Here is a 23,268-nt window from a genome sequence, read left to right on the forward strand (position 1 = left end):
CCGCTATTGGTCCAGCATCCGGTAGTGGCCCACCACGGTCATTTCCTCGCGGTGCGGAGGCTCGACCAAGCGATCCCTGATGCCATTCTGAAAAGCCTCGAACGCCGCCAACCCGGTGATGATGTCGGCATGGGCCTCGGTTTCCGTCTCGACCAGATGGACAAAGGTCCCGTCATCGGACCGCCATGTCATGTAGCGAACGCCGTCCGGCGATTTCTCCCGCAATTCCTGGAACACGGCCTTGACCAGTCGCTCATTCTCCTCGGTCCGCTCCGGTTTCGTCTTGTAGCGTATCAGGTGGCGTTTCATCGCGTTTTTCCTCTTGGTGCCCTGCGCTCCGCGGGCTGCTCATGTCCGAGACGTTGTGGCGAAGCCAAAGGATTCGGTGGGCTGGAGAAAATAATTCGATGCTGTTCTCGTGCAAGGTCCGGAGCTTCACGCATGGCTCGAGAGCCTTCAGAGGTTCGTTCCGCGCTTCGCCCATTCCAGGATATGGAGCCTCAGCGCCGAGGACAGGTTGGTGTCGCGGGGGCGCGTATCGTCGACTTCGGCGACAAGAGCGGCGAGCGTCAATTGCCGCGCGGCCGCGATCGCGACGAGGTCGTCATAGAAGGGTTTCTCAAGCGAGTAGCTGGTGCGGTGGCCGCGAATGGTCACCGAGCGCTTTTCGACCGGGCTCATTGACGGTCGGGGTCGGCGGGCTTTTCGCGGCGGTGCCCGGCAACGAATTTTTCGCTCTTGTCGGCGGTCAGGCGGTCGTGTTCCTTCTCGGCCTTGGAGCGGCCGTGCAGGGCGCGGTTCTGTTCGGCGACGCGCAGCTTCTCGTCCCGCGCCTTCTGCTTGCGGGCCTGGCGGAGATTGACGATTTCGGCCATGGCGCCAGAGCCAGCTTATTTCTTGCGGAAGGCGTCGAGCGAAACCACTTCGGCGCCCTTGGCGGCGTCGGTCGCGGCGGGCTTCTCCACCTCGGCGGCAGATGCCTTCTTCTCGGCCTTCGGCTTTTTCTCGGAGACGATGGTCAACGGCTCCGGAGTTGACGCAGCCGGTTCCTCGGCTGCCGCGCCATCCGTCTTGACGTCGAATTCGAGTTCGAAATTGACCGAGGGATCATAGAAGCCACGCACGGCCGAGAACGGGATTTCGAGCTTTTCCGGCACGTCGGAAAAGGACAGGCCAACCTCGAAGCCGGTATCGGTCACCTTCAGGTCCCAATACTGGAACTGGATGACGATGGTCATCTGCTCGGGATAGCGCTCGCGCAGCCGGGAAGACACGCGTACGCCCGGCGCGCCGGTCAGGAAGGTGATGAAGAAGTGGTGGTTGCCGGGGAGGCCGGTGCGCGCGACCTCGGCCAGGACCTTGCGCATGACGCCGCGCAACGCCTCCTGGGCCAGAATGTCGTAGCGGATGTGGTCGTCGGCCATGTGGCGGTCGGGTTCCGTTGAATCGTCCGCATAGCTGTAATCAAGCTTGAGCGCGGCGTAAACCGCATATAGATCACCCTCGCGCGGAAGCGAAGACTATTGCCGGCGATTTGATCGTTCAGGCGCTGGCGAGGGCGCTTTGCTTTTCGGCCGATGCCGGGGAGCGGCGCTTGCCGAAGGCGCGCAGGAAGGTGCGCACGCCATTGGTCGCGGATTGCAGCACTTCATCCTCGCGCGGCGAACCGCCCAGCATGAAGGTCGTCTGCAGTTCGGCATTGACGAGGCCAAGAAACTGGCGTGCCGCCACGTCGGGATCCTCGATCGTGAGATAGCCGCCATAGGCGAGGCGGGCAAAGCGGGCGGCGATTGCCGGCCATGTCCTGCCCGGACCCTGTTCGCGCCATTCGGCAAACAGTTCGGGATAGCGCTCGCCTTCGGTCTGGATCAGCTTGCGCAGGAATTTTCCGTCACGGTTGCAGATGCAATTCTGGTTCAAGCGCACGGCAAAGCCGATCAGGTCGGCTTCGAGATCCCTGGGCTGGTCGGGAAAGGTGGCGATGGTGGCGAAGATGCCGGCATTGCAGCGTTCGGTGAGATCGCGGACCACGGCAACGAACAGTTTCTCCTTGTCGCCATGATGGTTGTAGATGGTCTGGCGCGAAACGCCGGCTTCGGCCGCGATCAGATCGATGTTGGCGCCGGCGAAACCTTCGCGGCAAAACACGGCAGCTGCGGAATCGACGATAGAGAGGCGCTTGGCCTCATGGCCGCGTGGCGGGAAAGTGTCAGGAGAAACGTGCAGCTTCATGAAAAACTATATAGAGGTGATTGACGATTTAGACAAGAGTGTCTAAATTTGTGGACATAAGACAAAGAGATTTCACGTCGAGAGAGACGAATGGAATTCGCTCTTGGGGTGTCGGAATCTCATGGGATGGAACGTCCTAGGTTAGACGTCGCCTGGCGGCGGCAACCAGATTTGAAAGAAGCCTCTATCATGAGTCCCAAATTCCTCCGCATCGCGGTCGTGCTTGGCTTGTTGTCCGCTATCGGCCCATTCGCCATTGACATGTATCTGCCCGCACTGCCGTCGATCGGCGCGGATCTGCATGCCGGCACCGCTGCCGTGCAGATGAGCCTGTTGATCTTCTTCCTGTCGATGGGTTTTGGCCAGATCGTCGTCGGTCCGATCTCCGACATGGTCGGCCGCAAGCTGCCGCTCTATGGCGGCCTTGCGCTGTTCATGGTCGGCGGCATCGGTTCGGCAATGGCGCCGACCATCGAATGGCTGATCGCTTTCCGCTTCCTGCAAGGGCTTGGCGCCAGCGCCGGCATGGCCGTTCCGCGTGCCATCGTGCGCGACCTGCACACCGGCAATGAAGCCGCCAAGCTGATGTCCCTGCTGATGCTGGTGTTTTCGGTGTCGCCGATCCTGGCGCCGCTGACCGGCAGCCAGATCATCGAGAATTTCGGCTGGCGCGCCGTGTTCTGGACGGTGACGGGCGCGGCATTGCTGGCCACCATCCTTCTGGCAACCTCGCTCAAGGAGACGCGGCCGGTGGCGGATCGCGCCGGCTCCTCCTTCGGCACCGCGCTGTCGGCCTACCGCTTCCTGATGGGCGACCGTAACTTCCTCGGCCTGACGGCGATCGCCGGCTTCGGTATTGCGAGCTTCTTCGTCTATCTGTCGAGCTCGTCATTCATCCTGATCGACCATTACGGCCTGTCGCCCTCGGTCTACAGCGTGTTCTTCTCGATCAATGCGGTCGCCTTCATCGGCATGTCGCAGATGACAGGACTGCTGGCCGAGCGGTTCGGGCTTCGGCGCGTGGTGCGCGTCGCGGTGACCGGTTATGCGACGACGATGGTGGTACTGTTCGCGGTGATGGCGGCCGGCATCGACCGGCTCGACGTGATGGCGGCGCTGCTGTTCGTAGGCTACGGCTTCCTCGGCCTGGTCATCCCGACCACCTCGGTGCTGGCCATGGAAGAACATGGCGAGATCGCCGGCACGGCTTCGGCGCTGATGGGCACGCTGCATTTCGCCATCGGCGCACTCGCCATGGGTGTCGCCGGCGTGTTCTTCGACGGCACGCCGCTGCCGATGGTGGCAGGAATCACGCTGTGCGCGGTGATCTCGTTCACGCTGGCCAAGGTCACGCTCGGCCGCTCGCGCGAGGCAGTCGAGGCGCCGGCGGAATAAGCAACTATAAACGCATGAAAAAGGCCGGGTTCACCCCGGCCCTTTGTGCCAATCCTGCCTCGGTCAGGATGAAGCGCAACCGCTCCTCGACCGGCGCCAAAGGCAGCGGAACCAACTCATAACCCAGCTCCGTGTAGACGCCGACCAATGCATGATAAGTGCGCTCGGCTTCGTCGAGCGTCTGCTTGCGCTCCTCGTCCTGCGCGAAGATCTCCGGCCAAAGCGGGGCGACGAAGACGCGCCGGTTGTAGCGGAAGCGCCTGGCGGCGTCGGCATGTTCGGGAACCGGCAGGCCGCTCAGCCTGAGATAGCCAAGCGTGTCCGGGACGCCGCGGTCGAAAAAAACAGGGCGTCCGGTCTGTTCTCGCGCAACCTGATACGAGCGCATCTCCCAGGACAGCATCAGTTCGGCGAACAGCGCGCGATTATGCCAAGGCAAGGCAGGTCCGCCAATGACGGACTGGTCGCGGATGATGCCGCGTCCGGCTTCGACCGAGGCGGCAAAGCCCGCCCGGCGCAAGGCTTCGATCAAGGTGGTCTTGCCGGAGCCGGGACCGCCGGTCAGCACGAAGAATCGATCGGAATCGTTTTGCATGTTTTGTCCAATGGGGAAGGGGGCGCGCGGCGCGGGTACCTTCGCGGTCCACAGGCGGTGCGAAGGTTGGCCCAGCGGAGCCGACATCGCGCAATGTATGTTGAGGAGGGGAAGAAGTGGAGGTTTCTGTTGCCAGGTACCTCCGAACCCCGCCTAGAAGTGCGAACCTCTAGGGCTTGATTTGAAGCTATCGCACCGCTTACGCGGCGAGACGTGCTTCCGCATAGTTGTCATTTGCAACTACAGGTTTAGCCCGATGACGGTGGTACCATGCCGGGCAAAAGTACGATCTTTACACCTTCGTCGATCCTATTTCGCCCCCAGCAAAAACCGCTCTGTTCTCAACAGCGGCTTTTGGTGGAGGCGCCGGGTACCGCCCCCGGGTCCGAACGGCTTATTTCATCGCCCATTTATCGCCATAGTCGGTCAAGCCGACAAACCGAATATAGGGGGCCATCGCAAGAAATGAAAGGCCGCAATGGCACTTTGTCCCGTGTCAAAACCGCATCTCCATAGGGTTGACTTGGGCGCGGTCTCAACCGAAGCTTTGCCTCGGTGAGGAGTTATCGATCTAGCGCACAGGTTGCAGCAGCGCGCCACAGCCCTCATCGATCGGATCCGTGGCGCCGACGAGGGGAATTTTTATGGCCGACTATCTTGCAGACGTGAAGAAATACGACGCCGGCGCCAGTGCCGATGCGGTCGAAAAGATCGTCAAGCACCTGGGCATCGCGCTCAGGAACCGCGATTCCTCGCTGGTATCCTGCACCGACCCGAAGGAACTCGGGCGCGTCAGGGACAACTGGGTCGCCAAGAAACTCGGCATCAGCGACGCCGCGAAAGCCGATGCATCGATCGAGAAGACCTGCAAGGCAATGGCTGCCGACAACACCAAGAGCCGGGTGACTTTTTATTATCTGGTCGCCAAGGATCTGGGCAAGCTCGGCTCGCTCTGATCTGTCATACCTCAGTTGTGAAGATCGGTGCTGCGGGCAACCGCTTCAGGTTTGAATCGGCAGTTCATCTGGCGTCAGCGCTGCCCCTCATTGCCCTGCCAGCTTTGGCTCCTTTCCTCTCCCTCCGGAGGGGGGAGAGGTGGCGCCGCGAAGCGGCGACGGAGTGGGGGAAGGCGTTCGCCAAATGAGAGCAGTCGCCCCAAGACAGGCACAATCTGGCGAGCAAGTAACCTCAGGCGGGCAGCGAAGTCGACCCCCACTCCGTCGAGCTTCGCTCGACACCTCTCCCCCGATCGACGGGGGAGAGGAAGGGCAATTGTCATCGATGGTTTCGCCAATTATCAAAGTCGTAAGAGAAGTGCCGGCGTTGTGGTAGGGCGAAGGGGCAGGGCAAACGCTGGGGAAGAATGGTGATGCAAGCGACGCTTGCGCCGTTTTTGCTGTGTTCGGCCGCCTGTCCGGCAGCTATAATGCCTGCACTCTCGAATCAAGGCGGAACCGATGCGCCAGTATCTCGACCTCCTGCAGCATGTGTTGGACAACGGCGCTGATCGCGGCGACCGCACTGGTACGGGAACGCGCTCCGTCTTCGGCTACCAGATGCGTTTCGACCTGGCGCGCGGCTTTCCGGTCACCACCACCAAGAAGCTGCATCTCAAGTCGATCATCCATGAGCTTTTGTGGTTCCTGGCCGGCGACACCAATATCAAATACCTCACCGATAACGGCGTTTCGATCTGGGACGAATGGGCCGACGAGAATGGCGATCTCGGCCCGGTCTACGGCAAGCAGTGGCGTTCGTGGCCGGACGGCCATGGCAGCTCGATCGACCAGATCGCGAATCTTCTCAAGGAGATACGCAAAAACCCTCTATCGCGGCGGCTGATCGTTTCGGCATGGAATCCGGCCGAGGTGGAAGCGATGGCGCTGCCGCCCTGCCATTGCCTGTTCCAGTTCTATGTTTCGGAAGGGCGGCTTTCCTGCCAGCTCTACCAGCGTTCCGCCGACATCTTCCTCGGCGTGCCGTTCAACATCGCTTCCTACGCCTTGCTGACCTTGATGGTGGCGCAGGTGACCGGGCTGAAGCCCGGCGATTTCGTCCACACGCTTGGTGACGCGCACCTCTACTCGAACCATTTCGAGCAGGCACGCGAACAGCTGCGGCGCACGCCGAGAGCACTGCCGACGATGTGGATCAACCCGGAGGTGAAGGACCTGTTCGCCTTCCGCTTCGAGGATTTCCGGCTGGAAAACTACGTCGCCGATGCGTCGATCAAGGCGCCCATCGCCGTCTAAAGCCGCAAACTTCAGTCGACGCCGACCATCACATCCGTGGCCTTGACCACGGCATAGGCCTGCTTACCCTTTTCGAGCTTGAGATCGGCGACGGCCTCATTGGTGATCGAGGCAGTGACGATTGCGCCGCCGCCGATGTCGATCCTGACATGTGAGGTGGTGGCTCCCTTGACGATCTCGGTGATCGTTCCCTTGAGGATGTTGCGGGCACTGATCTTCATCGGAGTTTCCTTTCCAAGGTTTCTTTTGTCGCCAGAACAATCGATGTCGCACAGACGCTTTCGCAGGGCGTTGGGTCTTCCCTTGTTATATTCATGCGGATATATCGGTTGGCAAGCTTCGGACGGTTCAAACCCAGGGAGAGTTTTCCATGACGCGCAAAGGTTTCGGATTGAGGGCGATCGGCATTGGCGGTTTTGCGGCGGCGCTGATGGCGGCGGTGTCGGCAGCACACGCGGAAGACAAAGTCGTGGTGTTTGCCGCGGCCAGCCTCAAGGATGCGCTCGACGCGGTGAACAAGGCGTGCGAGGCCGATGTCGGCGAGGCGGCGACCGTTTCCTATGCCGCGAGTTCGGCGCTGGCCAAGCAGATCGAGGGCGGGGCGCCGGCCGACGTCTTCATTTCGGCAGATCTCGACTGGATGAAATATCTCTCGGACAAGAAGCTGACCAAGCCGGACACCGAAATGAAGCTGCTTGGCAACCAGATCGTGCTGGTGGCGCCGAAGGACTCGGCGGTTGAAACCAGGATCGAGAAGGGCTTTGACCTCGCCAAGCTGATCGGCGACGGCAGGCTGGCCATGGGCGACGTCAAGGCCGTGCCGGCCGGTAAATACGGCAAGGCCGCGCTCGAATCGCTCGGCGTCTGGTCGTCGGTTGAAGGCAAGGTGGCGCAGGCCGAAAACGTGCGCGCGGCGCTGAAGCTGGTTTCGACGGGCGAAGCAGCCCTTGGCATCGTCTACGCCACCGACGCGCATGCCGAAAAGGGCGTCAAGGTGGTCGGCACTTTCCCGGAGGATTCGCATCCGCCGATCATCTATCCGGTTGCCCAGACCGCCGATTCGAAGGACAAGGATACGCCGGCTTTCCTGAAATGCCTGCGGTCGGCCAAGGCCGGCGCGCTGTTCAAGGATCAGGGTTTTACCGTGCTCGCGCCGAGCAACTGAGTTCCAAGGGGCTTCATCTCGCACTATGAATTGGCTGCTGGACCTCACTCCCGACGAATGGAATGCGGTCCGGCTGTCGATCAAGGTGGCGACGGTGGCGATGCTCGCCAGCCTGCCGCCGGGCATATTGATAGCGCTGCTGCTTGCCCGGGGACAATTCTGGGGCAAGACGCTGCTCAACGGGCTGGTGCATCTGCCGTTGATCCTGCCGCCCGTGGTGACGGGCTATCTGCTGCTGCTGACCTTCGGCCGGCGCGGCCCGGCCGGCGCCTTCCTGGCCGAGCATTTCGGCATCGTTTTCTCGTTTCGCTGGACGGGCGCGGCGCTGGCTTGCGGCGTCATGGGTTTTCCCCTGATGGTGCGAGCGATCCGGCTGTCGATCGAGGCGGTGGATCGCAAGATGGAGGCGGCGGCGGGAACGCTCGGCGCCAATCCATTGTGGGTCTTCGCAACCATCACGCTGCCGTTGATCCTGCCCGGGCTGATCGCCGGCGCCATCCTGGCCTTCGCCAAGGCAATGGGCGAGTTCGGCGCGACGATCACCTTTGTCTCCAACATTCCCAACGAGACGCAGACACTGCCATCGGCGATCTACACCTTCACGCAGGTGCCGGGTGGCGATGAAGGCGCGCTCCGCCTGACGCTGATCTCCATCGTCATTTCGATGGCGGCACTGGTCGCTTCGGAAGTGCTGGCGCGGCGCGTCGGCCGGCGGATGGATATCGAATGAGCGTTCTCGTCGACATCAGCCATCGGCTCGGCGGTTTCGCCATCGATGCCCGCTTCGAAAGCGCCGGGCGGCTGACGGCGCTGTTCGGACCTTCGGGGTCGGGCAAGACGACATTGATCAACATGATCGCCGGGCTGATCCGGCCCGACAAAGGGCGCATCGAGGTCGAGGGCCGCGTGCTCGCCGACACGGATGCCGGCATTTTCGTGCCGAAGCACAAACGGCGCATCGGCATGGTGTTCCAGGATGCGCGCTTGTTTCCGCATATGAGCGTGGCCAGCAATCTGCGCTATGGAAGCTGGTTCACGCCGCCGGCGGAGCGCTATGCGGATATGGCTGCCGTTGTCGAACTGCTCGGCATCGGCCGGCTGCTGGACAGGCGGCCAGCAAAGCTCTCGGGCGGCGAAAAGCAGCGCGTGGCGATCGGCCGGGCGCTGCTGGCCAGCCCCAGATTGCTGCTCATGGACGAACCGTTGGCCTCACTCGACGAGGCCCGCAAGACCGAAATCCTGCCCTATATCGAGCGGCTGCGCGACGAGACGAAAATCCCGATCGTCTATGTCAGCCATTCGGTCGCCGAGGTGGCGCGGCTGGCCACCGACGTTGTGATGCTGGCGCAGGGCAAAGTCATTGCCAGCGGACCGACCGAGGCGGTGATGCAAAGGCTCGACCTGCTACCGGCGGAGGAGCGCGGCGAGGGTGGCGCCGTGCTGGACACCAGGGTGCTGCGGCATGACGAGATTTTCGGCATGACCGTGCTCGGCTCGGCCGCCGGTGAGATCCGGGTGCCGCGGCTGGCGATGACCACAGGTGCGGCGGTGCGCATCCGTATCCGCGCCCGCGACGTGATGATCGCCACCGAACATCCGGCGAGCCTCAGCGCGCTCAACATCCTGCCGGGTACCATCACCGCGCTAAGCCCAGGCGAGGGGCCGGCGGTCGAGGTCGCCATAGACTGCAACGGCGCAACCGTGCTTGCCCGCATCACCGAACAGTCGCGGCAGGCGCTGAAGCTTCATCTCGGCGGCAAGGTTTTCGCGGTGGTCAAGACGGTGAGCTTCGACCGGGCCAACACTGGCGCCGGACTGCCCGCCGAAGCGGATGGATGACCATCGCTATGTCTTTTTGGAATAGCGGTTTCGCCAGGGAGGTTCTAGTATGAGATCAGGCGTGACCGCGGAGGAGCAAAGATGCCGTCGCTGAGCTTGCGGATAAATCTCGATCCCGACGGACGCATCGGACCGGGCAAGATCGAGCTCCTTGAGCAGATCGCCGCCTTCGGCTCGATCTCGGCCGCCGCGCGCGGCATGGAGATGTCCTACAAGCACGCCTGGGACCTGGTCGAGGATATGAACCGGGTGTTCGGCAAGCCGCTGGTGGCGGCACAGACCGGTGGCCGCAAGGGCGGCGGCGCGCAACTGACGGCCGTGGGACTGGCAGTGGTCAGCCGTTTTCGCGCCATCGAGCGTGCGGCTGCGTCGGCGGCGGCGACGCATATGGAGGCATTGCAGGCGGAGATTGATGAGGGATAGGCTGCAGGGCAGGGAAGTAAGCAGGCATTCGCGTCCCGTCTTCCAGCACACAAAACATCCTTCACCTACTGCCCTACTGCCCTACTGCCTTACTCCCCTATTGCCTTCCTATTCGGGCTTGCGAAGCAGGTAGGTGTCCATGATCCAGCCCTTTTGCCGGCGGGCCTCCTCGCGCACCTTTTCGATCTCTGAGCCGACTTCGCCCAGGCGACCGGAGATGATGATCTCGTCCGGCGTGCCGAGATAGGCGCCCCAGTGGATCAAGACATCCTTGTCGCCCAGTGTGTTGAAGGCGCATTTGCCGTCGAGCAGGACGACCGCGCTGCCGGCATTGTCTGGCATGCCTTCCTCGGTCAGCCTGCGGCCGGTGGTGATGAGGACGGAATCGCCGATGCGGTTCAGCGCCATCTTGTGGCTGGCGGCAAGTGCCTGGACAGCCGTGATGCCGGGTATCACCTCAAGCTCGAACGCGACATTGCCTCTCAGTCGCACGCGCTCGAGGATGCGCAGCGCGCTGTCGTAGAGAGAAGGATCGCCCCAGATCAGGAACGCGCCGCAGCCATCCTCCGCAATCTCGTCGCGGATCAGGCCCTCGTAGATGGCGGCGATGGCTTCATGCCAGTCATCGACGGTCGAGCGATAGGACGGCGCCGGCCCATCTTCTACTGGCAGGTCGCGCACCGGCACGTCGAATTCGACGCGGCGCGACTTCGGGTTGGTTACGAAGCGGTCGCAGATCTGGCGGCGCAGCTCGGCCAGCTCGTTTTTTTTCGCGCCCTTGTCGGGGATGAACAGTACGTCCGCCTGGTTCAGGCCTGATATGGCCTGAACCGTCATATGGTCGGGATTGCCGGCGCCGATGCCGATGACGAGAAGCTTGCGCATGGGCGAACTCCTGCCCGATCGGAACCTGTTAGTCCAGACCGCTTACGCTCGTTCGCGGATGCGGAAGGGCTTTGAAACGTCATGGTGAAACGGCTAGGGTCACGTGGCATTCCAGCCGAGGAGGCTTCCATGTTGCGATATGTTCTGACTGCCGCGCTGGCCCTGTCGGCGGGTTCCGCATGCGCCAATGATTCGGTTGCCGAACTCGGCACTGGCGGCCTGATCCTGTCGCGCAGCGACGCCGTGGCGATGCAAAGCGAGGACCTCTTCATCTCGCCGGAAAAGGTGACGGTCGACTACGTCTTCCACAACAACACCGATCGGGATGTCGACGCCATCGTAGCCTTCCCGATGCCCGACATATCGGGCAATCCCGAAGAAATCCCGGCTATTCCTGAAAATCAGAGCGATAATTTCCTCGGTTTCGAGGTGACGATCAACGGTGTCGCCGCAAAGCCGCAGCTCGAGCAGAAGGTGTTGGCGCTCGGCATCGACATCAGTGCCGAGCTGAAGGCGCAAAACGTGCCGTTCTATCCTTTCGGCGATGCGGCGAAGGCGGCGCTGGCAAAGCTGCCGCAAGCGGTTATCGATGACTGGGTCAACCGGGGCATCATCATCGAGGATACCGGCAGCGACGGTACCGAGGCGAACAAGGTTTACACACCGTTCTGGCAATTGCGCTCGACCTATTGGTGGCGTTCGACCTTTCCGGCCAACAAGGACGTCCACGTTTCCCACCGCTACAAGCCAAGCGTCGGCGGCACCTCTTCGGTCAGCTTTTTCTATGACGGCAAGTTCCAGGGGCAGTATGCGACCTACAAGACCCGCTATTGCATGGACAACGCATTCGAGAACGCGGTGCGCAAGGCGGCCAAGGATGGTCCAGACGGCTATCCGCAGTACAACGAGAGCCGCATCGCCTATATCCTGACCACCGGCGGCAATTGGGCTATGGGCACGATCGGCAAGTTCAAGCTGACGGTTGACAAGGGCAATCCGAGAGCCCTGGTCTCGTTCTGCGGCGACAATGTCAAAAAGACCGGGCCGACGACATTCGAGATGACGGCGAACGATTTCTATCCCGAGCACGACATCGACATCCTGATCCTCGATCCAACGGACGACAATTGATGCATGTCGCAATCTACGTTGCCATCGCCGAGAACGGCGTGATCGGGCGAGAGGGCGGGCTGCCCTGGCGGCTGTCCAGTGACCTCAAGCGCTTCAAGGCCGATACGATGGGCAAGCCGATTATCATGGGCCGCAAGACCTATGAGGGCATCGGCCGGCCGCTGCCGGGGAGGCTGAACATCGTCGTCACCCGCGACAAGGCCTGGCGCGCCGAGGGCGTCGAGGTGGCACACTCGCTTGAAGCCGCCATCCAGCTGGCGACGGTGCGCGGGCGCTGCATGGCCGATGTGGACGAGGTGTGCATCATCGGCGGCGGTGAAATCTATGCCCAGGCGTTGCCGTTGGCCGACCGGCTGCACGTCACCCATGTACTGGCCGCGGTCGATGGCGATGCGCATTTCCCGCCCATCGATCCGGATTCCTGGCGCGTCGTCAGGTCGCAGGATGTTCCGGTCGGTGAAAAGGACAGCCACGCGACGCGCTATTCGGTTTACGAGCGCGGCCGCGAGAGACATTGAACGATAAAAAGCGCATTGAAGGAAGACAAAGGGTCGCGACCGGAGCAAATCGGACGAAGCGGCAGCGCATCGCGTTGAAAGCGCCTCGCGGCGTCCCTATAGAAGAACAAGACTGGATTTTGCGCCGTAATACCGGCGCTTGAGGGAATTCCAAGCGAAAGGACATTCATGCCCTGGAACGACAAAAGTGGCGGTGGCGGCGGCCCATGGGGCGGCGGCGGCAATCAGGGACCCTGGGGGCAGGGGCCAAAGGGACCGAGCGGCCCGCAGGGCTCGCCTCCCGATCTCGAAGACATCATCCGCCGCGGCCAGGACCGGCTGCGGCGCGCGCTGCCGGGTGGCGGCGGCGCAAGCCCGGCTATTTTCGGGCTGATCGCGGCGGCACTTGTGGTGCTGTGGGCGTTCCAGGCGGTTTACACCGTGCAGCCCGACGAGGTCGCGGTCGAACTGCGCTTCGGCAAGCCGAAGGCCGAGCTGTCGCAGCCGGGCCTGCATTTCCATTGGTGGCCGCTCGAAACCGTCGAAACGGCCAAGATTTCCGAGCAGCTGGTCGACATCGGCGGCGGCGGTGCGACGAGCGGCAACACGTCCGGGCTGATGCTTACCGGCGACCAGAACATCGTCAACGTCCAGTTCTCGGTGGCCTATCAGGTCTCTGATCCCCGGGCGTATCTGTTCGACGTGTCCGATCCGGACGGCATGCTGCGCCAGGTTGCCGAAAGCGCCATGCGCGAAGCGGTCGGTCGCCGGCCGGCACAGGACATCTTCCGTGACGATCGCCAAGGCATCGCCGCCTCGGTGCGTGAAATCATCCAGACGACGCTGGACGGCTACAAGGCCGGCCTCAACGTCAATGCCGTCTCGATCGAGGATGCGGCACCGCCACGCGAAGTGGCCGATGCGTTCGACGAGGTGCAGCGCGCCGAGCAGGACGAGGACAAGTTCGTCGAGCAGGCCAACCAGTACTCCAACCAGAAGCTCGGCCAGGCGCGCGGCGAGGCCGCACAGGTCCGCGAAGACGCGGCCGCCTACAAGAACCGGGTCGTGCAGGAAGCCGAAGGTGAGGCACAGCGCTTCATCTCGGTCTATGACGAATATGCCAAGGCGCCCGATGTAACGCGCAAGCGCCTCTACCTGGAAACCATGGAGAGGGTTCTGAAGGATTCGAGCAAGGTGATCGTCGAGCAGGGCAACGGGCAAGGCGTCGTCCCCTATCTGCCGCTGCCGGCATTGCAGCCGAAAGCGCCGGCACCAGCCGCTCCTGGTGGCGTGACCGGAGGTAACCAGTGATGGCCAACCGTCTTCCCATCATCGTCGTCGCAGCAGCGGTCATCCTGTTCCTGCTCTATTCGTCGGTCTTCGTGGTCAATGCGCGCCAGCAGGCGCTGGTGCTCAGGTTCGGCGAGATCGTCGACGTCAAGAGCGAGCCCGGCATCTACTTCAAGGCGCCGTTCTCGTTCTTCGACGCCGATACGGTGCAGCTGATCGAGAACCGGGTGCTGCGCTTCGATCTCGACAACATCCGCGTCCAGGTATCGGGCGGCAAGTTCTACGAGGTCGACGCCTTCATCGCCTATCGCATCTCGGATCCGCGGGTGTTTCGTTCCGCCGTGTCCGGTCAGATCGAACTGGCCGAAGCGCGGCTCAGGACGCGTCTCGACGCTGCCTTGCGCCGGGTTTACGGTCTGCGCGATTTCGAGGCCGCGCTCTCCGAACAGCGCGCCGTGATGATGCGCGAAGTCCGCGATCAGCTCAGGCCCGACGCCACTTCGCTCGGCCTGCAGATCGAGGATGTCCGCATTCGCCGCACCGATCTCACCGCCGAGGTGTCGCAACAGACCTACGACCGCATGAAGGCGGAACGCCTGGCAGAAGCTGCGCGGCTGAGGGCACGCGGTAATGAAGCGGCACAGCGCATCACGGCCCGCGCCGATCGCGAAGTGGTCGAGATCGTCGCCGAAGCGCAAAAAGAGTCGGAAATCCTGCGTGGCGAGGGCGAAGCCCAGCGCAGCGCCACTTTCGCGGCAGCCTATCAGCGCGATCCGGCCTTCTTCGACTTCTACCGGTCGATGAATGCGTATGGCACGGCGCTGGACAACACCGGAACCACGATGGTGCTGTCGCCGAGCTCGGAGTTCTTCCGCTTTTTCCGCAATCCCGACGGCAGCGAGGCGCCGGCGAAGCCGGTTTCCCCCGCGCCAAACGCTCCGGCGACGGCACCCGCCGCGCCGGCGGCACAGCCCGGCACCGGCCAGTAGCGGCCGGTGCAGGATTTTCTCGCCGCCATGGGCCTCGTCCTTGTGATAGAAGGTCTGGTCTATGGCGGCTTTCCCGGCCTCGCCAGGAAGCTCGCCACCGAAGTGCTGTCGCTGCCAGAGAACGCGCTGCGGATTGCCGGGCTGGCGGCGATCGCCATCGGCGTCGGCATCGTCTGGATGGTGCGGGGCGCATGACGGCGGCGATGATTTATCTTCTGCCGATAGTCATAGCCGCAAACGTGCCGTATTTTTTGCCAACATGGCGTGACGCGGCGTTTTCGTCGAAGCGCTTTTCTTTTCAAGAATACCGGGAGGCTTCTCGATGACATCCAATGCAATTCTGCGCGCGGCACGGCGGACATTCATAGCCGGCTCGGCAGCACTTCTTGTCAGCGCCGTCGCTGTCCCGTCCTTCGTGACGCCGACATTTGCCGCGGATGGACCCGCTTCGGTCGCCGACCTGGCGGAAGGCCTGCTCGGCGCGGTGGTCAACATCTCGACCTCGCAGACGGTCAAGGGCACCGAAGGTCCGGGTGCGGTGCCGATGCCGCAGCTGCCCGAGGGCTCGCCCTTCCAGGATTTCTTCGACGATTTCTTCAAGAACCGCGGCGGCGACAAGGACAATGGCGGGCAGAAGGTGCAGTCGCTGGGCTCCGGCTTCGTCATCGATGCCGAGCAAGGCATCGTCGTCACCAACAACCATGTCATCGCCGATGCAGACGATATCGAGGTCAATTTCTCCGACGGCGTCACCTTGAAGGCGACGCTGGTCGGCACCGATACCAAGACCGATGTCGCCGTGCTCAAGGTCGATCCGAAAGGCCACAAGCTGACAGCGGTGAAGTTCGGCGATTCCACCAAGATGAGGGTCGGCGACTGGGTGATGGCGATCGGCAATCCGTTCGGCCTCGGCGGCACGGTGACGGTCGGCATCGTCTCGGCCCGCAACCGCGACATCAATTCCGGTCCCTATGACGACTTCATCCAGACCGATGCCGCGATCAACCGCGGCAATTCCGGCGGACCGCTGTTCAACAGCGCGGGCGAGGTCATCGGCATCAACACCGCGATCATTTCGCCGTCCGGCGGCTCGATCGGCATCGGCTTTTCCATTCCCTCACAGCTCGCCTCGGGCGTCGTCGACCAGTTACGTCAGTTCGGCGAGACGCGGCGCGGCTGGCTCGGCGTGCGCATCCAGCCGGTGACCGACGACATCGCCGAGAGCCTCGGCATGGCGACCGCCAAGGGCGCGCTGGTCGCAGGCGTCATCAAGGGCGGTCCGGTCGACAATGGCACCATCCAGGCCGGCGACGTCATCATCAAGTTCGACGGCAAGGACATCCATGAAATGCGCGACCTACCGCGCGTCGTCGCCGAAAGCCCGGTTGGCAAGGCGGTCGACGTGCTCATCGTGCGCAAGGGCGTCGAGCAGACCGTGAAAGTGACGCTCGGCCGGCTCGAGGATGGCGAGAAGCTCGCCAGCGGTGAGGACGGCAGCAACACCGACCAGGACAAGGGTGACAAGGCTCCAGCCGTTTCGACGGCTTCGGTGCTCGGCATGACGGTCGGCGAACTGAACGACGAGACGCGCAAGAAGTTCAGCATTGCGGCCGATGTTTCGGGCGTCGTCATCACCGACGTCACCAAGGACTCTGCCGCCGCCGAGCGCGGCATCCAGCCGGGCGAGGTGATCACCGAGATCGCACAGGAATCGGTTGCCACGCCCAAGGACGTCATGGACCGGATCGGCGCCCTGAAGGAGCAGGGGCGCAAGAATGCGCTGCTGATGCTGGCCTCGAAGACCGGCGAGCTCAGATTCGTGACGATCCGGATGGACTGAGGGCCGCCGGGCCATGAGCAAAGCGACTTATCCCTTGAAGCTCCCGTTGTCGGTCAAGGAGGCGGCCGCGCGTTTGGCTAAGGCCGATGGCGTGTCGCTCAATCAGTGGATCGCTTCGGCTGTGGCGCAGAAGGTCGGAGCAATGGAAACGGCGGCGGATTTCCTGCGTCGTCGGGCGGGCGATGCGTCCGCCGACGATTTCGGAAAGATGCTTGAGCGGGTTGCTGCCAGACCTCCACAAACTGGCGATGAGCTTCCGCTCGATCGACATTGATTAGCGACGTTTCTTTCGCCAATTCTGGGCAGTCAGCCTGTAGAGCACATGCCGCTTGAGGGCGGGATGGGTGTCCGGAATATTCGGATGGTCGAAATCGCCGGATGGGTCGGCGGTCATGCCGAGGCGCTCCATGACGGCCGTGGAGCGGCGGTTGGCCGCGACGGCGAATGATACGATTTCATCGAGGCCAAGCGTCTCGAAGCCGTAGGCCAGCCAGGCTTCAGAGGCTTCGGTGACATAGCCCTTGCCCCAGAATTCAGGCGCCAGCCGCCAGCCGATCTCGATGGTGCCGGCTGGCAGGGATGGCACATGATCGGGGTCGAGGAGACCGACAAAGCCGATGCATTCACCGGTGGCGATGATCTCGGCAGCGGCAAAGCCGTAGCCGTCGCGATCAATCGCGCCTCGCAGCTCGTCCATCTTGGCGTCCGCTGCGGCGCGGTCGCGGCGGAACGGAAAGAACCCCATGACCTGTTCGTCGGAGTTGATGCGGTGGAACAGGTCGCGGTCGCGATCTTCCCAGTTGCGCAGGATCAGGCGCTCGGTGCGCATTGGTTTCATTGCACAAACTCTTCCTGTCTATAGCCTTGCACATAGAGCAATGCGGTCAGGTCGCCATGGTCGATGCGGACCTTTGCCTGTGCCGCCACCGACGGCTTGGCATGCAGCGCGACACCGGTGCCCGCCAGGCGGATCATGTCGAGATCGTTGGCGCCGTCGCCGACGGCAATGGCGTCGGCAGGGGTCAGGCCGAGCCGCGCTGAAATTTCGAGCAGCGCGTCGGCTTTTGCGGCGCGGCCGAGAATCGGTTCGCCGACCAGCCCGGTGAAGCGGCCGTCCTGTTCGAGCAGGCGATTGGCGCGGTTCTCCTGGAAGCCGAGCATGGCGGCAATCCGTGTCGTGAACACCTCGAACCCACCCGACACGAGTGCCGTCCAGGCGCCATTGGCCCGCATGGTCCGGACCAATGCGCGGCCGCCCGCGGCCAGCGTCAGGCGATTGGCGACGATGCGGTCGACCACGGCGGCGTCGAGGCCCTTGAGCAACGCCACCCGCTCGCGCAAGGCCGGTTCGAAAGCGATCTCGCCATTCATCGATCGCGCGGTAATCGTGGCGACCCGTTCCTTGACGCCGATCTCGTCGGCCAGTTCGTCGATGCATTCCTGGTCGATCATGGTCGAATCCATATCCGCGATCAGGATCTTCTTGCGCCGGGTTTCCGCCTGGTGGACGATCACATCGACCGCCTCGGTGGCGAGTGCCGTGCGCAAGGCGGCACTCGTGCCGGCGGCGTCAGCAGCCTCGGGCAGGACAAGATCGCAGGCAATCCCTTCAGCCAGCCAGACAACAGCGCTTGCGCCGACCGACCGTGACGCCATATTCGCAAGCGAGAGCGACAAAGCGCGCTCAGTGGGACGGGAAACAAGCGTGGCGACAAGCGGCATGGAACATTCCGGCGAACGGGCGGGCAAGGGCCGCGTGAAGAGCGCGATCCTGATAGCCGGGCCGACCGCCAGCGGCAAGTCGGCGCTGGCACTCGACCTCGCCGAGCGCAGGGGTGGCGTGATCGTCAACACCGATTCCATGCAGGGCTATTCGGTGCTCGATGTGCTGACCGCCCGGCCGGAGGCGGCCGACCTCGCCCGCGCACCGCATTTTCTCTATGGCCATGTCCACCCGGCCACAGCCTATTCCACCGGCGCCTGGCTGCGCGACGTGATGAAGCTGATCGACGACGGTACGCTCTCCGAACGGCCCGTGATTTTTGTCGGCGGCACCGGGCTCTACTTCCGCGCGCTGGCCGAGGGCATTTCGGAAATGCCCGACATTCCGCAGCGGGTCCGCGACCGCTGGCGCTACGAGTTGAAGGAGCAGGGCGCCGTCAAGCTGCACAGCCTGCTGCTGCGCGAGGATTCGGCGACCGCCATGATGCTCAAGCCAACCGACAGCCAGCGCATCGTGCGGGCATTGGAGGTGCTCGACGCGTCGGGCCGTTCGATTCGGGAATGGCAGGCAGAACGCGGCCAGCCGCTCATCGACAGGGAGAGCGCGCATTTCTTTGTGATCGAGCCGGACCGGGCGGCGCTGGTCGGCCGCATCGAAAAACGCTTCGACCAGATGCTGGACAAGGGCGCGCTGGACGAGGTCAAGCGGCTATCGGCGCTTGGCCTCGATCCCGAATTGCCGGCGATGAAGGCGATCGGCGTTCGCGAACTGCAGGCCGCGATGGCCGGAGAGCTTGGCTTTGCCGAGGCGATCGAGCGCGCCAAGATCGCAACCCGGCAATATTCCAAGCGGCAGACGACCTGGTTCAGGCATCAGCTGGGGTCGGAATGGCAAAGAGTGCGCCCCGGTGATGATCTGGAAACCACGATCTGATTGCTTGTTCCTATTGCAACCTGAAAAGTTTACCTGCAAGGAAAGGTTCTCGTTGCGGTTGTCCAAGTTAACCCTCCGTAAGCCCGCCCATGCCATAAGGTCAGTGGGTACTTTTCCAACGGGGAGCAGATGCGTTTCCACAAGGCGGAATCAGCATTTTTCGTCTTTATCTTCGTGATCCTGGCCGCCGGCCTGGTGACGCTGCATGCCTATGGGCTTCTGCAATCCTTCGCCACCGAGCTGCATACGGCTTCGGGTCTGGACAAGGTCATCTACCTCAACAAGCTTTTGTTCGCGACAGGCGTGCTTTTGGCCACCGCGCTGTTCTTCGGCATTTTCTTCATCTACCCGCTGATCCGAAAACAGGCGACGGAAGAAGGCAAACTGCGCGCCATGACGGTCTCGCTCAGCGCCCGGTCGGAAACACTCGAGCATGCGGCGCTGACCGACGGCCTGACCGGCATGCAGAACCGGCGCTATTTCGATGACGCGCTGAAGGAGTATCTTGAGGAGTTCCGGCGCATCGAAAAGCCCGTCGGGCTGATGATCCTCGACCTCGATCATTTCAAGCAGGTCAACGACACCCACGGTCATGATGTCGGCGACGAGGTGCTCAAGGCCGTCGCGAGCTGTCTCAAGGATATGACACGCTATCACGATGTCGTGGCGCGTTTGGGCGGCGAGGAATTCGCCGTGGTCACGCCCAACATGGACGCCGACCTTCTGGGCAAGTTTGCCGAGCGTATCCGCAAGGCGATCGCCAACATGTCGGTGCTGTCGGGCAATGTCCGCCTCAAGATCACCACCAGCGTTGGGCTTGCGGTGTGGGACCGCAAGGAAACCGCGGAAGAGTTCTATCGCCGCGCCGACCGCCAGCTCTATGAGGCGAAGAGGCAGGGCCGCAACCGCGTCTGCGCCTAAAATCCCGAAGAAGAATTCATGAGGCCGGTCGCCTGACGTGGCTTTCTCGACTTCCGACCTTCGCCGGCCGAAGCACTCATAGTTGCTGTGGCAGTTAAGGCTACGGCCGGCGTAGGCCGGTGCTCACGGACTAAATGTCCGCTCCGCTCCGGCTTCTCGAAAGCCATGTCATTCAACTCGGCCTGATGAATTCTCTTTCGGGATTTACCCACGCAAGCCAACGAAGCTGAGCCCCGGAAGCTTGGCGCGGCTTCTCGGTCCGTCGGCAGGCCGCAAACTCAATCGTTTTGCGGGCGCAGGCCGAAGGTCGCGGGCTTGAGGCCATAGCGCATGTCGAAATCGTCTTCCGACTGCACGCGGGTGGCCGGCGGCTTGCGGTAGTCGGGGTCGCCGGCCTGGCGGCCTGAATCGACGACTTCGGCGAATGCCATAGCCTGCTGCGTTGGTTTCGGCACGTTGCGCAGTCGTTCGACGATGGCCACCAGATCGATGTCGTCGCCTGACTTCGACGACGCGGCCTCTTCGCGCTTTGCCGTGCCGGGGAGCAGGTGGCTCGGCAGTTTTTCGAACTTCAGCCGCATGGTCGTGGCCACGCCTTCGCCGAAGGCGATGGCTTCGCGCTGGCCCATGGAGGACAGGAAGGCAAGCGTCGAGGCGGAAGAGTCGGCAATCGCCGAGCGGATGATCGCCTGGTCCTGCTCATTGGCAAGCCGCATGGCGAAGAAGGTCGAGCATTGCGACAGGATGGTCGGGTCGAGTTCGCCTGGGCGCTGGGTGACGACGCCGAGATAGCAGCCATATTTGCGGCCTTCCTTGGCGATGCGCGACAGCGCGTGCCTGGTCGGGGCGAAGCCGAGGCGCGGGTCAGCCGGCATATAGCGATGCGCTTCTTCGCACAAAAACAGGAGCTGCAGCTTGCCTTCGCTCCACAGAGCGAGGTCGAAGGCCAGGCGCGCCAGCACCGAACAGACGGAATTGACCACTTCGGACGGCATGCCGGCCATCTCGAAGCAGGTCACCGGGCGGCCATGATGCGGCACGCGGAAGAGGTTGCCGATCGTCTCGTGGATGGTGTCCTCGATCAACCGCGAGTTGAACATGAAGCGATAGCGCGGATCGGCGGCCGCCGATTCGATGCGTGTCTTCAGCGATCTGAGCGTCGGGCGATCGGTCTTGCTTTCGAGCATGCCCATACGCTCGTCGATCTGCTTGAGAAGGTCGGCGATGCGGTAAGGCACCGGCGTATCGGCGGTCAGCGCATCGCTGCCGCGCCTGATATAGGAGCCCGAATTCGGGTTGCGATAGAGATTCTTGGCTGCCGGAATGAGGTCGCGCAAGGCATCGATTTCTTCCGGCTCGGTCTCGCGGCCCCGGAACAGCACCTCGGCGAATTCCTCCAGCTTGAACATCCAGAACGGAAGATCCAGGGTTTTGGAATCGACCCTGACGCAGTATTCGGGCAACGACGCCGCAAACTCATTGTGCGGGTCGAGGATCAGGATGCGCAGATCTGGCCGTGCCGCGATCGACTTGCGCAGCAGCAGCGAGACGGCGGTGGATTTGCCGACACCGGTGGTGCCGACGATGGCGAAGTGGCGCGCCAGCGTATCGTCGATGGCGATGTTGGCGGCGATCGCCTCGTCCTGCGCGAGCGTGCCGATGGTGATCGAATGACGCCCGGCGAGATCATAGACCGCCTGCAGGTCACGGGTGCGGATGCGGTGCGCGACGGCGCCGATATGCGGATAGGTGGTGATGCCGCGGTCGAAGACCGGTTTGGCTCCGGGCTCTGCTCCGTCACGCACTTCGCCGATCAACTCGATGCTGACCTCGATGGCGTTCTGGCCCTCATTGCTCCAGGCACGGTCCGACTTGCCGATCCCGTAGACCAGGCCGACGGTCCGCGTCGATCCGAGGTTGATGGAAATCATCTTGCCGACCGTCCACAGGCCGGTCACCGCGCCGTCGGCATCGTCCGCATAGGCGCTGATGGTGGCGCGCGCGCCGTCGCATTGCACGACATTGCCGAGGATGCGCCTGTCGTTCTGCTCGGCGTCGCGGCGCTCCTGAGATGTCGGTTCTCCAACGGAGGCTTCGCGTTCGACATACATGGACAGGCCAATCCCCATTTCCCCTGGAGCATCGATCCTACCCGAATGGGGTTAAGGCCCGATGAGGTCGGATGGTGTAGAGAGGATTAAGGGTCGCGCGAAAATTGTCGCGAGGCGGCTCTTTCCTGATGCCGGTAATTCGCTATACTGGACATATGGATGATATAGCGAACGACATCTCCTCGACGATCGGCCGAAGAATACACGCCGAAAGGACCATCCGCGACTGGTCCCTGGCCGAACTCGCGGAGCGTTCCGGCGTTTCGAAGGCGATGCTCAGCACGATCGAGCGCGGCAAGACCAGCCCGACGGCGGCTCTTCTGGTGCGCATCGCGTCGGCCTTCGGCATGACGCTGTCGACCTTGATCGCGCGCGCCGAATTGCAAGGCGGCGGGCTGCTGCGCGCCGCCGACCAGCCGGTGTGGCGCGATCCCGATACCGGCTATGTCAGGCGGCATCTTTCGCCGGCTGGCGATATGCCGCTGGAACTGATCAAGGTGCATCTCCCGGCTGGCGCCAAAGTCAGCTTTCCGGCGGCCTCCTACGCCTTCATCAAGCAGCAGATCTGGCTGATTTCCGGGCGGCTCGAATTCGTCGAAGGCGAGGCGGTGCACAGGCTCGAACCAGGCGATTGCCTGGCGCTCGGGGCGCCGTCGGACTGCACCTTCCATGCCCTGGAGCCCGGCGCCGACTATCTCGTCGCGCTGGTCAGGGGCTGACATCATGGCGAGACGACCGAAGCGCTCCCACAATGGGGGGCCGCCTCTCGATGAGTACAAGGGGCCGCCATGGGGCAAGGGCGATCCCTACATCTTCCTGGCCTGGCAGGCCGCCCATGCCAAGGCGTGGAAAGCGCCGAGCCGCGACGTCATGCTGCTGCGCATGGACAAGGCCGAACGGCTGGGCCTGACCTATGAGGAGTACACGCTCGAGATTCTCGAGCGCGGGCGCCATCTCGGGCACGAAGACACCGAACGCATCAGCGCCATCAAGGCAGCGCGAAAACGACGCCGTGTACGCCATCTGGACTGATGGCCGCATCTGTCG

At 62.9% G+C, this 23,268-nt stretch carries 29 protein-coding genes and 1 other RNA gene; 18 read left to right on the forward strand and 12 right to left on the reverse strand.

Features of this window, described 5'->3' with window-relative positions:
- Positions 1–3 precede the first annotated feature (3 nt).
- The 5 genes from ACSQ3L_RS16190 to ACSQ3L_RS16210 all read right to left on the reverse strand — a co-directional run bounded on the left by ACSQ3L_RS16190 (position 4) and on the right by ACSQ3L_RS16210 (position 2,232).
- Positions 4–309 carry a hypothetical protein gene (locus tag ACSQ3L_RS16190; RefSeq protein ID WP_436160866.1) on the reverse strand — a complete coding sequence of 102 codons (306 nt, stop codon included), beginning with the start codon at positions 307–309 and terminating at the stop codon, positions 4–6.
- Between the two features lie 147 nt (positions 310–456).
- The gene (locus ACSQ3L_RS16195) at positions 457–681 is read right to left on the reverse strand and encodes a ribbon-helix-helix domain-containing protein (RefSeq protein ID WP_436160867.1); all 225 of its coding nucleotides are present in this window, start codon (positions 679–681) and stop codon (positions 457–459) included.
- Positions 678–875: a DUF4169 family protein gene (locus ACSQ3L_RS16200; protein ID WP_436160868.1), complete on the reverse strand. Its 198-nt coding sequence runs from the start codon at positions 873–875 to the stop codon at positions 678–680. Before ACSQ3L_RS16200 ends, ACSQ3L_RS16195 begins: the two co-directional genes overlap by 4 nt.
- Positions 876–890: 15 nt before the next feature.
- Positions 891–1,424, reverse strand: a complete 534-nt coding sequence (locus tag ACSQ3L_RS16205; RefSeq protein WP_436160869.1) for an SspB family protein — start codon at positions 1,422–1,424, stop codon at positions 891–893.
- Positions 1,425–1,542: 118 nt separating this feature from the next.
- Complete coding sequence (locus ACSQ3L_RS16210; protein WP_436160870.1) at positions 1,543–2,232, reverse strand: TetR/AcrR family transcriptional regulator; 690 nt, start codon at positions 2,230–2,232, stop codon at positions 1,543–1,545.
- Positions 2,233–2,421: 189 nt separating this feature from the next.
- Between ACSQ3L_RS16210 and ACSQ3L_RS16215 the strand changes: the two genes are divergently transcribed.
- The gene (locus ACSQ3L_RS16215; protein ID WP_436160871.1) at positions 2,422–3,627 is read left to right on the forward strand and encodes a multidrug effflux MFS transporter; all 1,206 of its coding nucleotides are present in this window, start codon (positions 2,422–2,424) and stop codon (positions 3,625–3,627) included.
- 4 nt (positions 3,628–3,631) lie between these two features.
- Here ACSQ3L_RS16215 and ACSQ3L_RS16220 read toward each other — a convergent pair whose 3' ends face one another.
- The gene (locus ACSQ3L_RS16220) at positions 3,632–4,222 is read right to left on the reverse strand and encodes an AAA family ATPase (protein ID WP_436160872.1); all 591 of its coding nucleotides are present in this window, start codon (positions 4,220–4,222) and stop codon (positions 3,632–3,634) included.
- Between the two features lie 115 nt (positions 4,223–4,337).
- Positions 4,338–4,697, reverse strand: a transfer-messenger RNA (tmRNA) gene (gene ssrA, locus ACSQ3L_RS16225).
- 169 nt (positions 4,698–4,866) lie between these two features.
- Between ssrA and ACSQ3L_RS16230 the strand changes: the two genes are divergently transcribed.
- The gene (locus ACSQ3L_RS16230; protein WP_023813086.1) at positions 4,867–5,178 is read left to right on the forward strand and encodes a DUF2853 family protein; all 312 of its coding nucleotides are present in this window, start codon (positions 4,867–4,869) and stop codon (positions 5,176–5,178) included.
- A 501-nt stretch (positions 5,179–5,679) separates the two neighbouring features.
- The gene (locus ACSQ3L_RS16235) at positions 5,680–6,474 is read left to right on the forward strand and encodes a thymidylate synthase (RefSeq protein ID WP_436160873.1); all 795 of its coding nucleotides are present in this window, start codon (positions 5,680–5,682) and stop codon (positions 6,472–6,474) included.
- A gap of 11 nt (positions 6,475–6,485) precedes the next feature.
- Here ACSQ3L_RS16235 and ACSQ3L_RS16240 read toward each other — a convergent pair whose 3' ends face one another.
- Positions 6,486–6,695 carry a TOBE domain-containing protein gene (locus ACSQ3L_RS16240; RefSeq protein WP_436160874.1) on the reverse strand — a complete coding sequence of 70 codons (210 nt, stop codon included), beginning with the start codon at positions 6,693–6,695 and terminating at the stop codon, positions 6,486–6,488.
- Positions 6,696–6,844: 149 nt separating this feature from the next.
- Between ACSQ3L_RS16240 and modA the strand changes: the two genes are divergently transcribed.
- From modA to ACSQ3L_RS16260, 4 genes are all read left to right on the forward strand, one after another.
- Complete coding sequence (gene modA, locus ACSQ3L_RS16245) at positions 6,845–7,639, forward strand: molybdate ABC transporter substrate-binding protein (protein ID WP_436160875.1); 795 nt, start codon at positions 6,845–6,847, stop codon at positions 7,637–7,639.
- 25 nt (positions 7,640–7,664) lie between these two features.
- Positions 7,665–8,369 carry a molybdate ABC transporter permease subunit gene (gene modB / locus ACSQ3L_RS16250; protein WP_292190770.1) on the forward strand — a complete coding sequence of 235 codons (705 nt, stop codon included), beginning with the start codon at positions 7,665–7,667 and terminating at the stop codon, positions 8,367–8,369.
- Positions 8,366–9,478, forward strand: a complete 1,113-nt coding sequence (gene modC / locus ACSQ3L_RS16255; RefSeq protein ID WP_436160876.1) for a molybdenum ABC transporter ATP-binding protein — start codon at positions 8,366–8,368, stop codon at positions 9,476–9,478. Before modB ends, modC begins: the two co-directional genes overlap by 4 nt.
- An 81-nt stretch (positions 9,479–9,559) precedes the next feature.
- Complete coding sequence (locus ACSQ3L_RS16260) at positions 9,560–9,901, forward strand: winged helix-turn-helix domain-containing protein (protein ID WP_436160877.1); 342 nt, start codon at positions 9,560–9,562, stop codon at positions 9,899–9,901.
- A gap of 108 nt (positions 9,902–10,009) precedes the next feature.
- On the opposite strand, the gene cobF is transcribed toward ACSQ3L_RS16260, so the two are convergent.
- Positions 10,010–10,786 carry a precorrin-6A synthase (deacetylating) gene (gene cobF, locus ACSQ3L_RS16265; RefSeq protein WP_436160878.1) on the reverse strand — a complete coding sequence of 259 codons (777 nt, stop codon included), beginning with the start codon at positions 10,784–10,786 and terminating at the stop codon, positions 10,010–10,012.
- A gap of 129 nt (positions 10,787–10,915) precedes the next feature.
- Between cobF and ACSQ3L_RS16270 the strand changes: the two genes are divergently transcribed.
- From ACSQ3L_RS16270 to ACSQ3L_RS16300, 7 genes are all read left to right on the forward strand, one after another.
- Positions 10,916–11,917, forward strand: a complete 1,002-nt coding sequence (locus ACSQ3L_RS16270; RefSeq protein ID WP_436160879.1) for a DUF4424 domain-containing protein — start codon at positions 10,916–10,918, stop codon at positions 11,915–11,917.
- Positions 11,917–12,435 carry a dihydrofolate reductase gene (locus ACSQ3L_RS16275; RefSeq protein WP_436160880.1) on the forward strand — a complete coding sequence of 173 codons (519 nt, stop codon included), beginning with the start codon at positions 11,917–11,919 and terminating at the stop codon, positions 12,433–12,435. The genes ACSQ3L_RS16270 and ACSQ3L_RS16275 overlap by 1 nt, the downstream gene beginning before the upstream one ends.
- A gap of 168 nt (positions 12,436–12,603) precedes the next feature.
- Complete coding sequence (gene hflK, locus ACSQ3L_RS16280) at positions 12,604–13,725, forward strand: FtsH protease activity modulator HflK (protein ID WP_436160881.1); 1,122 nt, start codon at positions 12,604–12,606, stop codon at positions 13,723–13,725.
- Positions 13,725–14,693 carry a protease modulator HflC gene (hflC, locus tag ACSQ3L_RS16285; RefSeq protein WP_436160882.1) on the forward strand — a complete coding sequence of 323 codons (969 nt, stop codon included), beginning with the start codon at positions 13,725–13,727 and terminating at the stop codon, positions 14,691–14,693. Before hflK ends, hflC begins: the two co-directional genes overlap by 1 nt.
- Before the next feature lie 6 nt (positions 14,694–14,699).
- Positions 14,700–14,888, forward strand: coding sequence for a DUF2065 domain-containing protein (locus ACSQ3L_RS16290; RefSeq protein WP_436160883.1), 189 nt, complete (start codon positions 14,700–14,702; stop codon positions 14,886–14,888).
- Between the two features lie 127 nt (positions 14,889–15,015).
- Positions 15,016–16,533, forward strand: a complete 1,518-nt coding sequence (locus ACSQ3L_RS16295) for a DegQ family serine endoprotease (protein ID WP_436160884.1) — start codon at positions 15,016–15,018, stop codon at positions 16,531–16,533.
- Between the two features lie 46 nt (positions 16,534–16,579).
- Entirely contained in the window at positions 16,580–16,807 is a 228-nt protein-coding gene (locus tag ACSQ3L_RS16300; RefSeq protein WP_436160885.1) for a pilus assembly protein HicB, read from the forward strand.
- Here ACSQ3L_RS16300 and ACSQ3L_RS16305 read toward each other — a convergent pair whose 3' ends face one another.
- Together ACSQ3L_RS16305 and serB are read right to left on the reverse strand one after the other, a co-directional pair.
- A complete protein-coding gene (locus ACSQ3L_RS16305; RefSeq protein WP_436160886.1) occupies positions 16,808–17,371 on the reverse strand; it encodes a GNAT family N-acetyltransferase in 564 nt (187 codons plus the stop codon).
- Positions 17,368–18,255: a phosphoserine phosphatase SerB gene (gene serB / locus ACSQ3L_RS16310; RefSeq protein WP_436160887.1), complete on the reverse strand. Its 888-nt coding sequence runs from the start codon at positions 18,253–18,255 to the stop codon at positions 17,368–17,370. The genes ACSQ3L_RS16305 and serB overlap by 4 nt, the downstream gene beginning before the upstream one ends.
- Here serB and miaA point away from each other — a divergent pair.
- Together miaA and ACSQ3L_RS16320 are read left to right on the forward strand one after the other, a co-directional pair.
- Positions 18,254–19,189 (forward strand): tRNA (adenosine(37)-N6)-dimethylallyltransferase MiaA, encoded by a 936-nt coding sequence (gene miaA / locus ACSQ3L_RS16315; protein WP_436160888.1) that lies wholly within the window; start codon positions 18,254–18,256, stop codon positions 19,187–19,189. The genes serB and miaA overlap by 2 nt on opposite strands.
- A gap of 129 nt (positions 19,190–19,318) precedes the next feature.
- Positions 19,319–20,110 (forward strand): GGDEF domain-containing protein, encoded by a 792-nt coding sequence (locus ACSQ3L_RS16320; protein ID WP_292176943.1) that lies wholly within the window; start codon positions 19,319–19,321, stop codon positions 20,108–20,110.
- 278 nt (positions 20,111–20,388) lie between these two features.
- Here ACSQ3L_RS16320 and ACSQ3L_RS16325 read toward each other — a convergent pair whose 3' ends face one another.
- Positions 20,389–22,221, reverse strand: a complete 1,833-nt coding sequence (locus ACSQ3L_RS16325) for an ATP-binding protein (RefSeq protein ID WP_436160889.1) — start codon at positions 22,219–22,221, stop codon at positions 20,389–20,391.
- 155 nt (positions 22,222–22,376) lie between these two features.
- Here ACSQ3L_RS16325 and ACSQ3L_RS16330 point away from each other — a divergent pair, with 155 nt between their 5' ends.
- On the forward strand, positions 22,377–22,940 hold the full coding sequence (locus tag ACSQ3L_RS16330; RefSeq protein ID WP_436160890.1) for a helix-turn-helix domain-containing protein: 564 nt from the start codon (positions 22,377–22,379) through the stop codon (positions 22,938–22,940).
- 4 nt (positions 22,941–22,944) lie between these two features.
- Entirely contained in the window at positions 22,945–23,253 is a 309-nt protein-coding gene (locus ACSQ3L_RS16335; protein ID WP_436160891.1) for a hypothetical protein, read from the forward strand.
- Positions 23,254–23,268: the final 15 nt, after the last annotated feature.

Origin of the sequence: Mesorhizobium sp. LjRoot246, assembly GCF_964254115.1 — a bacterium.
Classification (GTDB): Bacteria; Pseudomonadota; Alphaproteobacteria; order Rhizobiales; family Rhizobiaceae; genus Mesorhizobium.

Excerpts from the sequence above, each read along its gene's own strand:
- hflC (WP_436160882.1), top strand. The coding sequence starts at position 13,725 with ATGGCCAACCGTCTTCCCATCATCGTCGTCGCAGCAGCGGTCATCCTG.
- ACSQ3L_RS16305 (WP_436160886.1), bottom strand. The coding sequence starts at position 17,371 with ATGAAACCAATGCGCACCGAGCGCCTGATCCTGCGCAACTGGGAAGAT.
- ACSQ3L_RS16215 (WP_436160871.1), top strand. The coding sequence starts at position 2,422 with ATGAGTCCCAAATTCCTCCGCATCGCGGTCGTGCTTGGCTTGTTGTCC.
- ACSQ3L_RS16205 (WP_436160869.1), bottom strand. The coding sequence starts at position 1,424 with ATGGCCGACGACCACATCCGCTACGACATTCTGGCCCAGGAGGCGTTG.
- ACSQ3L_RS16200 (WP_436160868.1), bottom strand. The coding sequence starts at position 875 with ATGGCCGAAATCGTCAATCTCCGCCAGGCCCGCAAGCAGAAGGCGCGG.
- serB (WP_436160887.1), bottom strand. The coding sequence starts at position 18,255 with ATGCCGCTTGTCGCCACGCTTGTTTCCCGTCCCACTGAGCGCGCTTTG.
- modA (WP_436160875.1), top strand. The coding sequence starts at position 6,845 with ATGACGCGCAAAGGTTTCGGATTGAGGGCGATCGGCATTGGCGGTTTT.
- modB (WP_292190770.1), top strand. The coding sequence starts at position 7,665 with ATGAATTGGCTGCTGGACCTCACTCCCGACGAATGGAATGCGGTCCGG.
- ACSQ3L_RS16210 (WP_436160870.1), bottom strand. The coding sequence starts at position 2,232 with ATGAAGCTGCACGTTTCTCCTGACACTTTCCCGCCACGCGGCCATGAG.
- ACSQ3L_RS16230 (WP_023813086.1), top strand. The coding sequence starts at position 4,867 with ATGGCCGACTATCTTGCAGACGTGAAGAAATACGACGCCGGCGCCAGT.
- cobF (WP_436160878.1), bottom strand. The coding sequence starts at position 10,786 with ATGCGCAAGCTTCTCGTCATCGGCATCGGCGCCGGCAATCCCGACCAT.
- ACSQ3L_RS16260 (WP_436160877.1), top strand. The coding sequence starts at position 9,560 with ATGCCGTCGCTGAGCTTGCGGATAAATCTCGATCCCGACGGACGCATC.
- hflK (WP_436160881.1), top strand. The coding sequence starts at position 12,604 with ATGCCCTGGAACGACAAAAGTGGCGGTGGCGGCGGCCCATGGGGCGGC.
- ACSQ3L_RS16270 (WP_436160879.1), top strand. The coding sequence starts at position 10,916 with ATGTTGCGATATGTTCTGACTGCCGCGCTGGCCCTGTCGGCGGGTTCC.
- miaA (WP_436160888.1), top strand. The coding sequence starts at position 18,254 with ATGGAACATTCCGGCGAACGGGCGGGCAAGGGCCGCGTGAAGAGCGCG.
- ACSQ3L_RS16320 (WP_292176943.1), top strand. The coding sequence starts at position 19,319 with ATGCGTTTCCACAAGGCGGAATCAGCATTTTTCGTCTTTATCTTCGTG.
- ACSQ3L_RS16275 (WP_436160880.1), top strand. The coding sequence starts at position 11,917 with ATGCATGTCGCAATCTACGTTGCCATCGCCGAGAACGGCGTGATCGGG.
- ACSQ3L_RS16235 (WP_436160873.1), top strand. The coding sequence starts at position 5,680 with ATGCGCCAGTATCTCGACCTCCTGCAGCATGTGTTGGACAACGGCGCT.
- ACSQ3L_RS16195 (WP_436160867.1), bottom strand. The coding sequence starts at position 681 with ATGAGCCCGGTCGAAAAGCGCTCGGTGACCATTCGCGGCCACCGCACC.
- ACSQ3L_RS16335 (WP_436160891.1), top strand. The coding sequence starts at position 22,945 with ATGGCGAGACGACCGAAGCGCTCCCACAATGGGGGGCCGCCTCTCGAT.
- ACSQ3L_RS16190 (WP_436160866.1), bottom strand. The coding sequence starts at position 309 with ATGAAACGCCACCTGATACGCTACAAGACGAAACCGGAGCGGACCGAG.
- ACSQ3L_RS16330 (WP_436160890.1), top strand. The coding sequence starts at position 22,377 with ATGGATGATATAGCGAACGACATCTCCTCGACGATCGGCCGAAGAATA.
- modC (WP_436160876.1), top strand. The coding sequence starts at position 8,366 with ATGAGCGTTCTCGTCGACATCAGCCATCGGCTCGGCGGTTTCGCCATC.
- ACSQ3L_RS16220 (WP_436160872.1), bottom strand. The coding sequence starts at position 4,222 with ATGCAAAACGATTCCGATCGATTCTTCGTGCTGACCGGCGGTCCCGGC.
- ACSQ3L_RS16295 (WP_436160884.1), top strand. The coding sequence starts at position 15,016 with ATGACATCCAATGCAATTCTGCGCGCGGCACGGCGGACATTCATAGCC.
- ACSQ3L_RS16240 (WP_436160874.1), bottom strand. The coding sequence starts at position 6,695 with ATGAAGATCAGTGCCCGCAACATCCTCAAGGGAACGATCACCGAGATC.
- ACSQ3L_RS16325 (WP_436160889.1), bottom strand. The coding sequence starts at position 22,221 with ATGTATGTCGAACGCGAAGCCTCCGTTGGAGAACCGACATCTCAGGAG.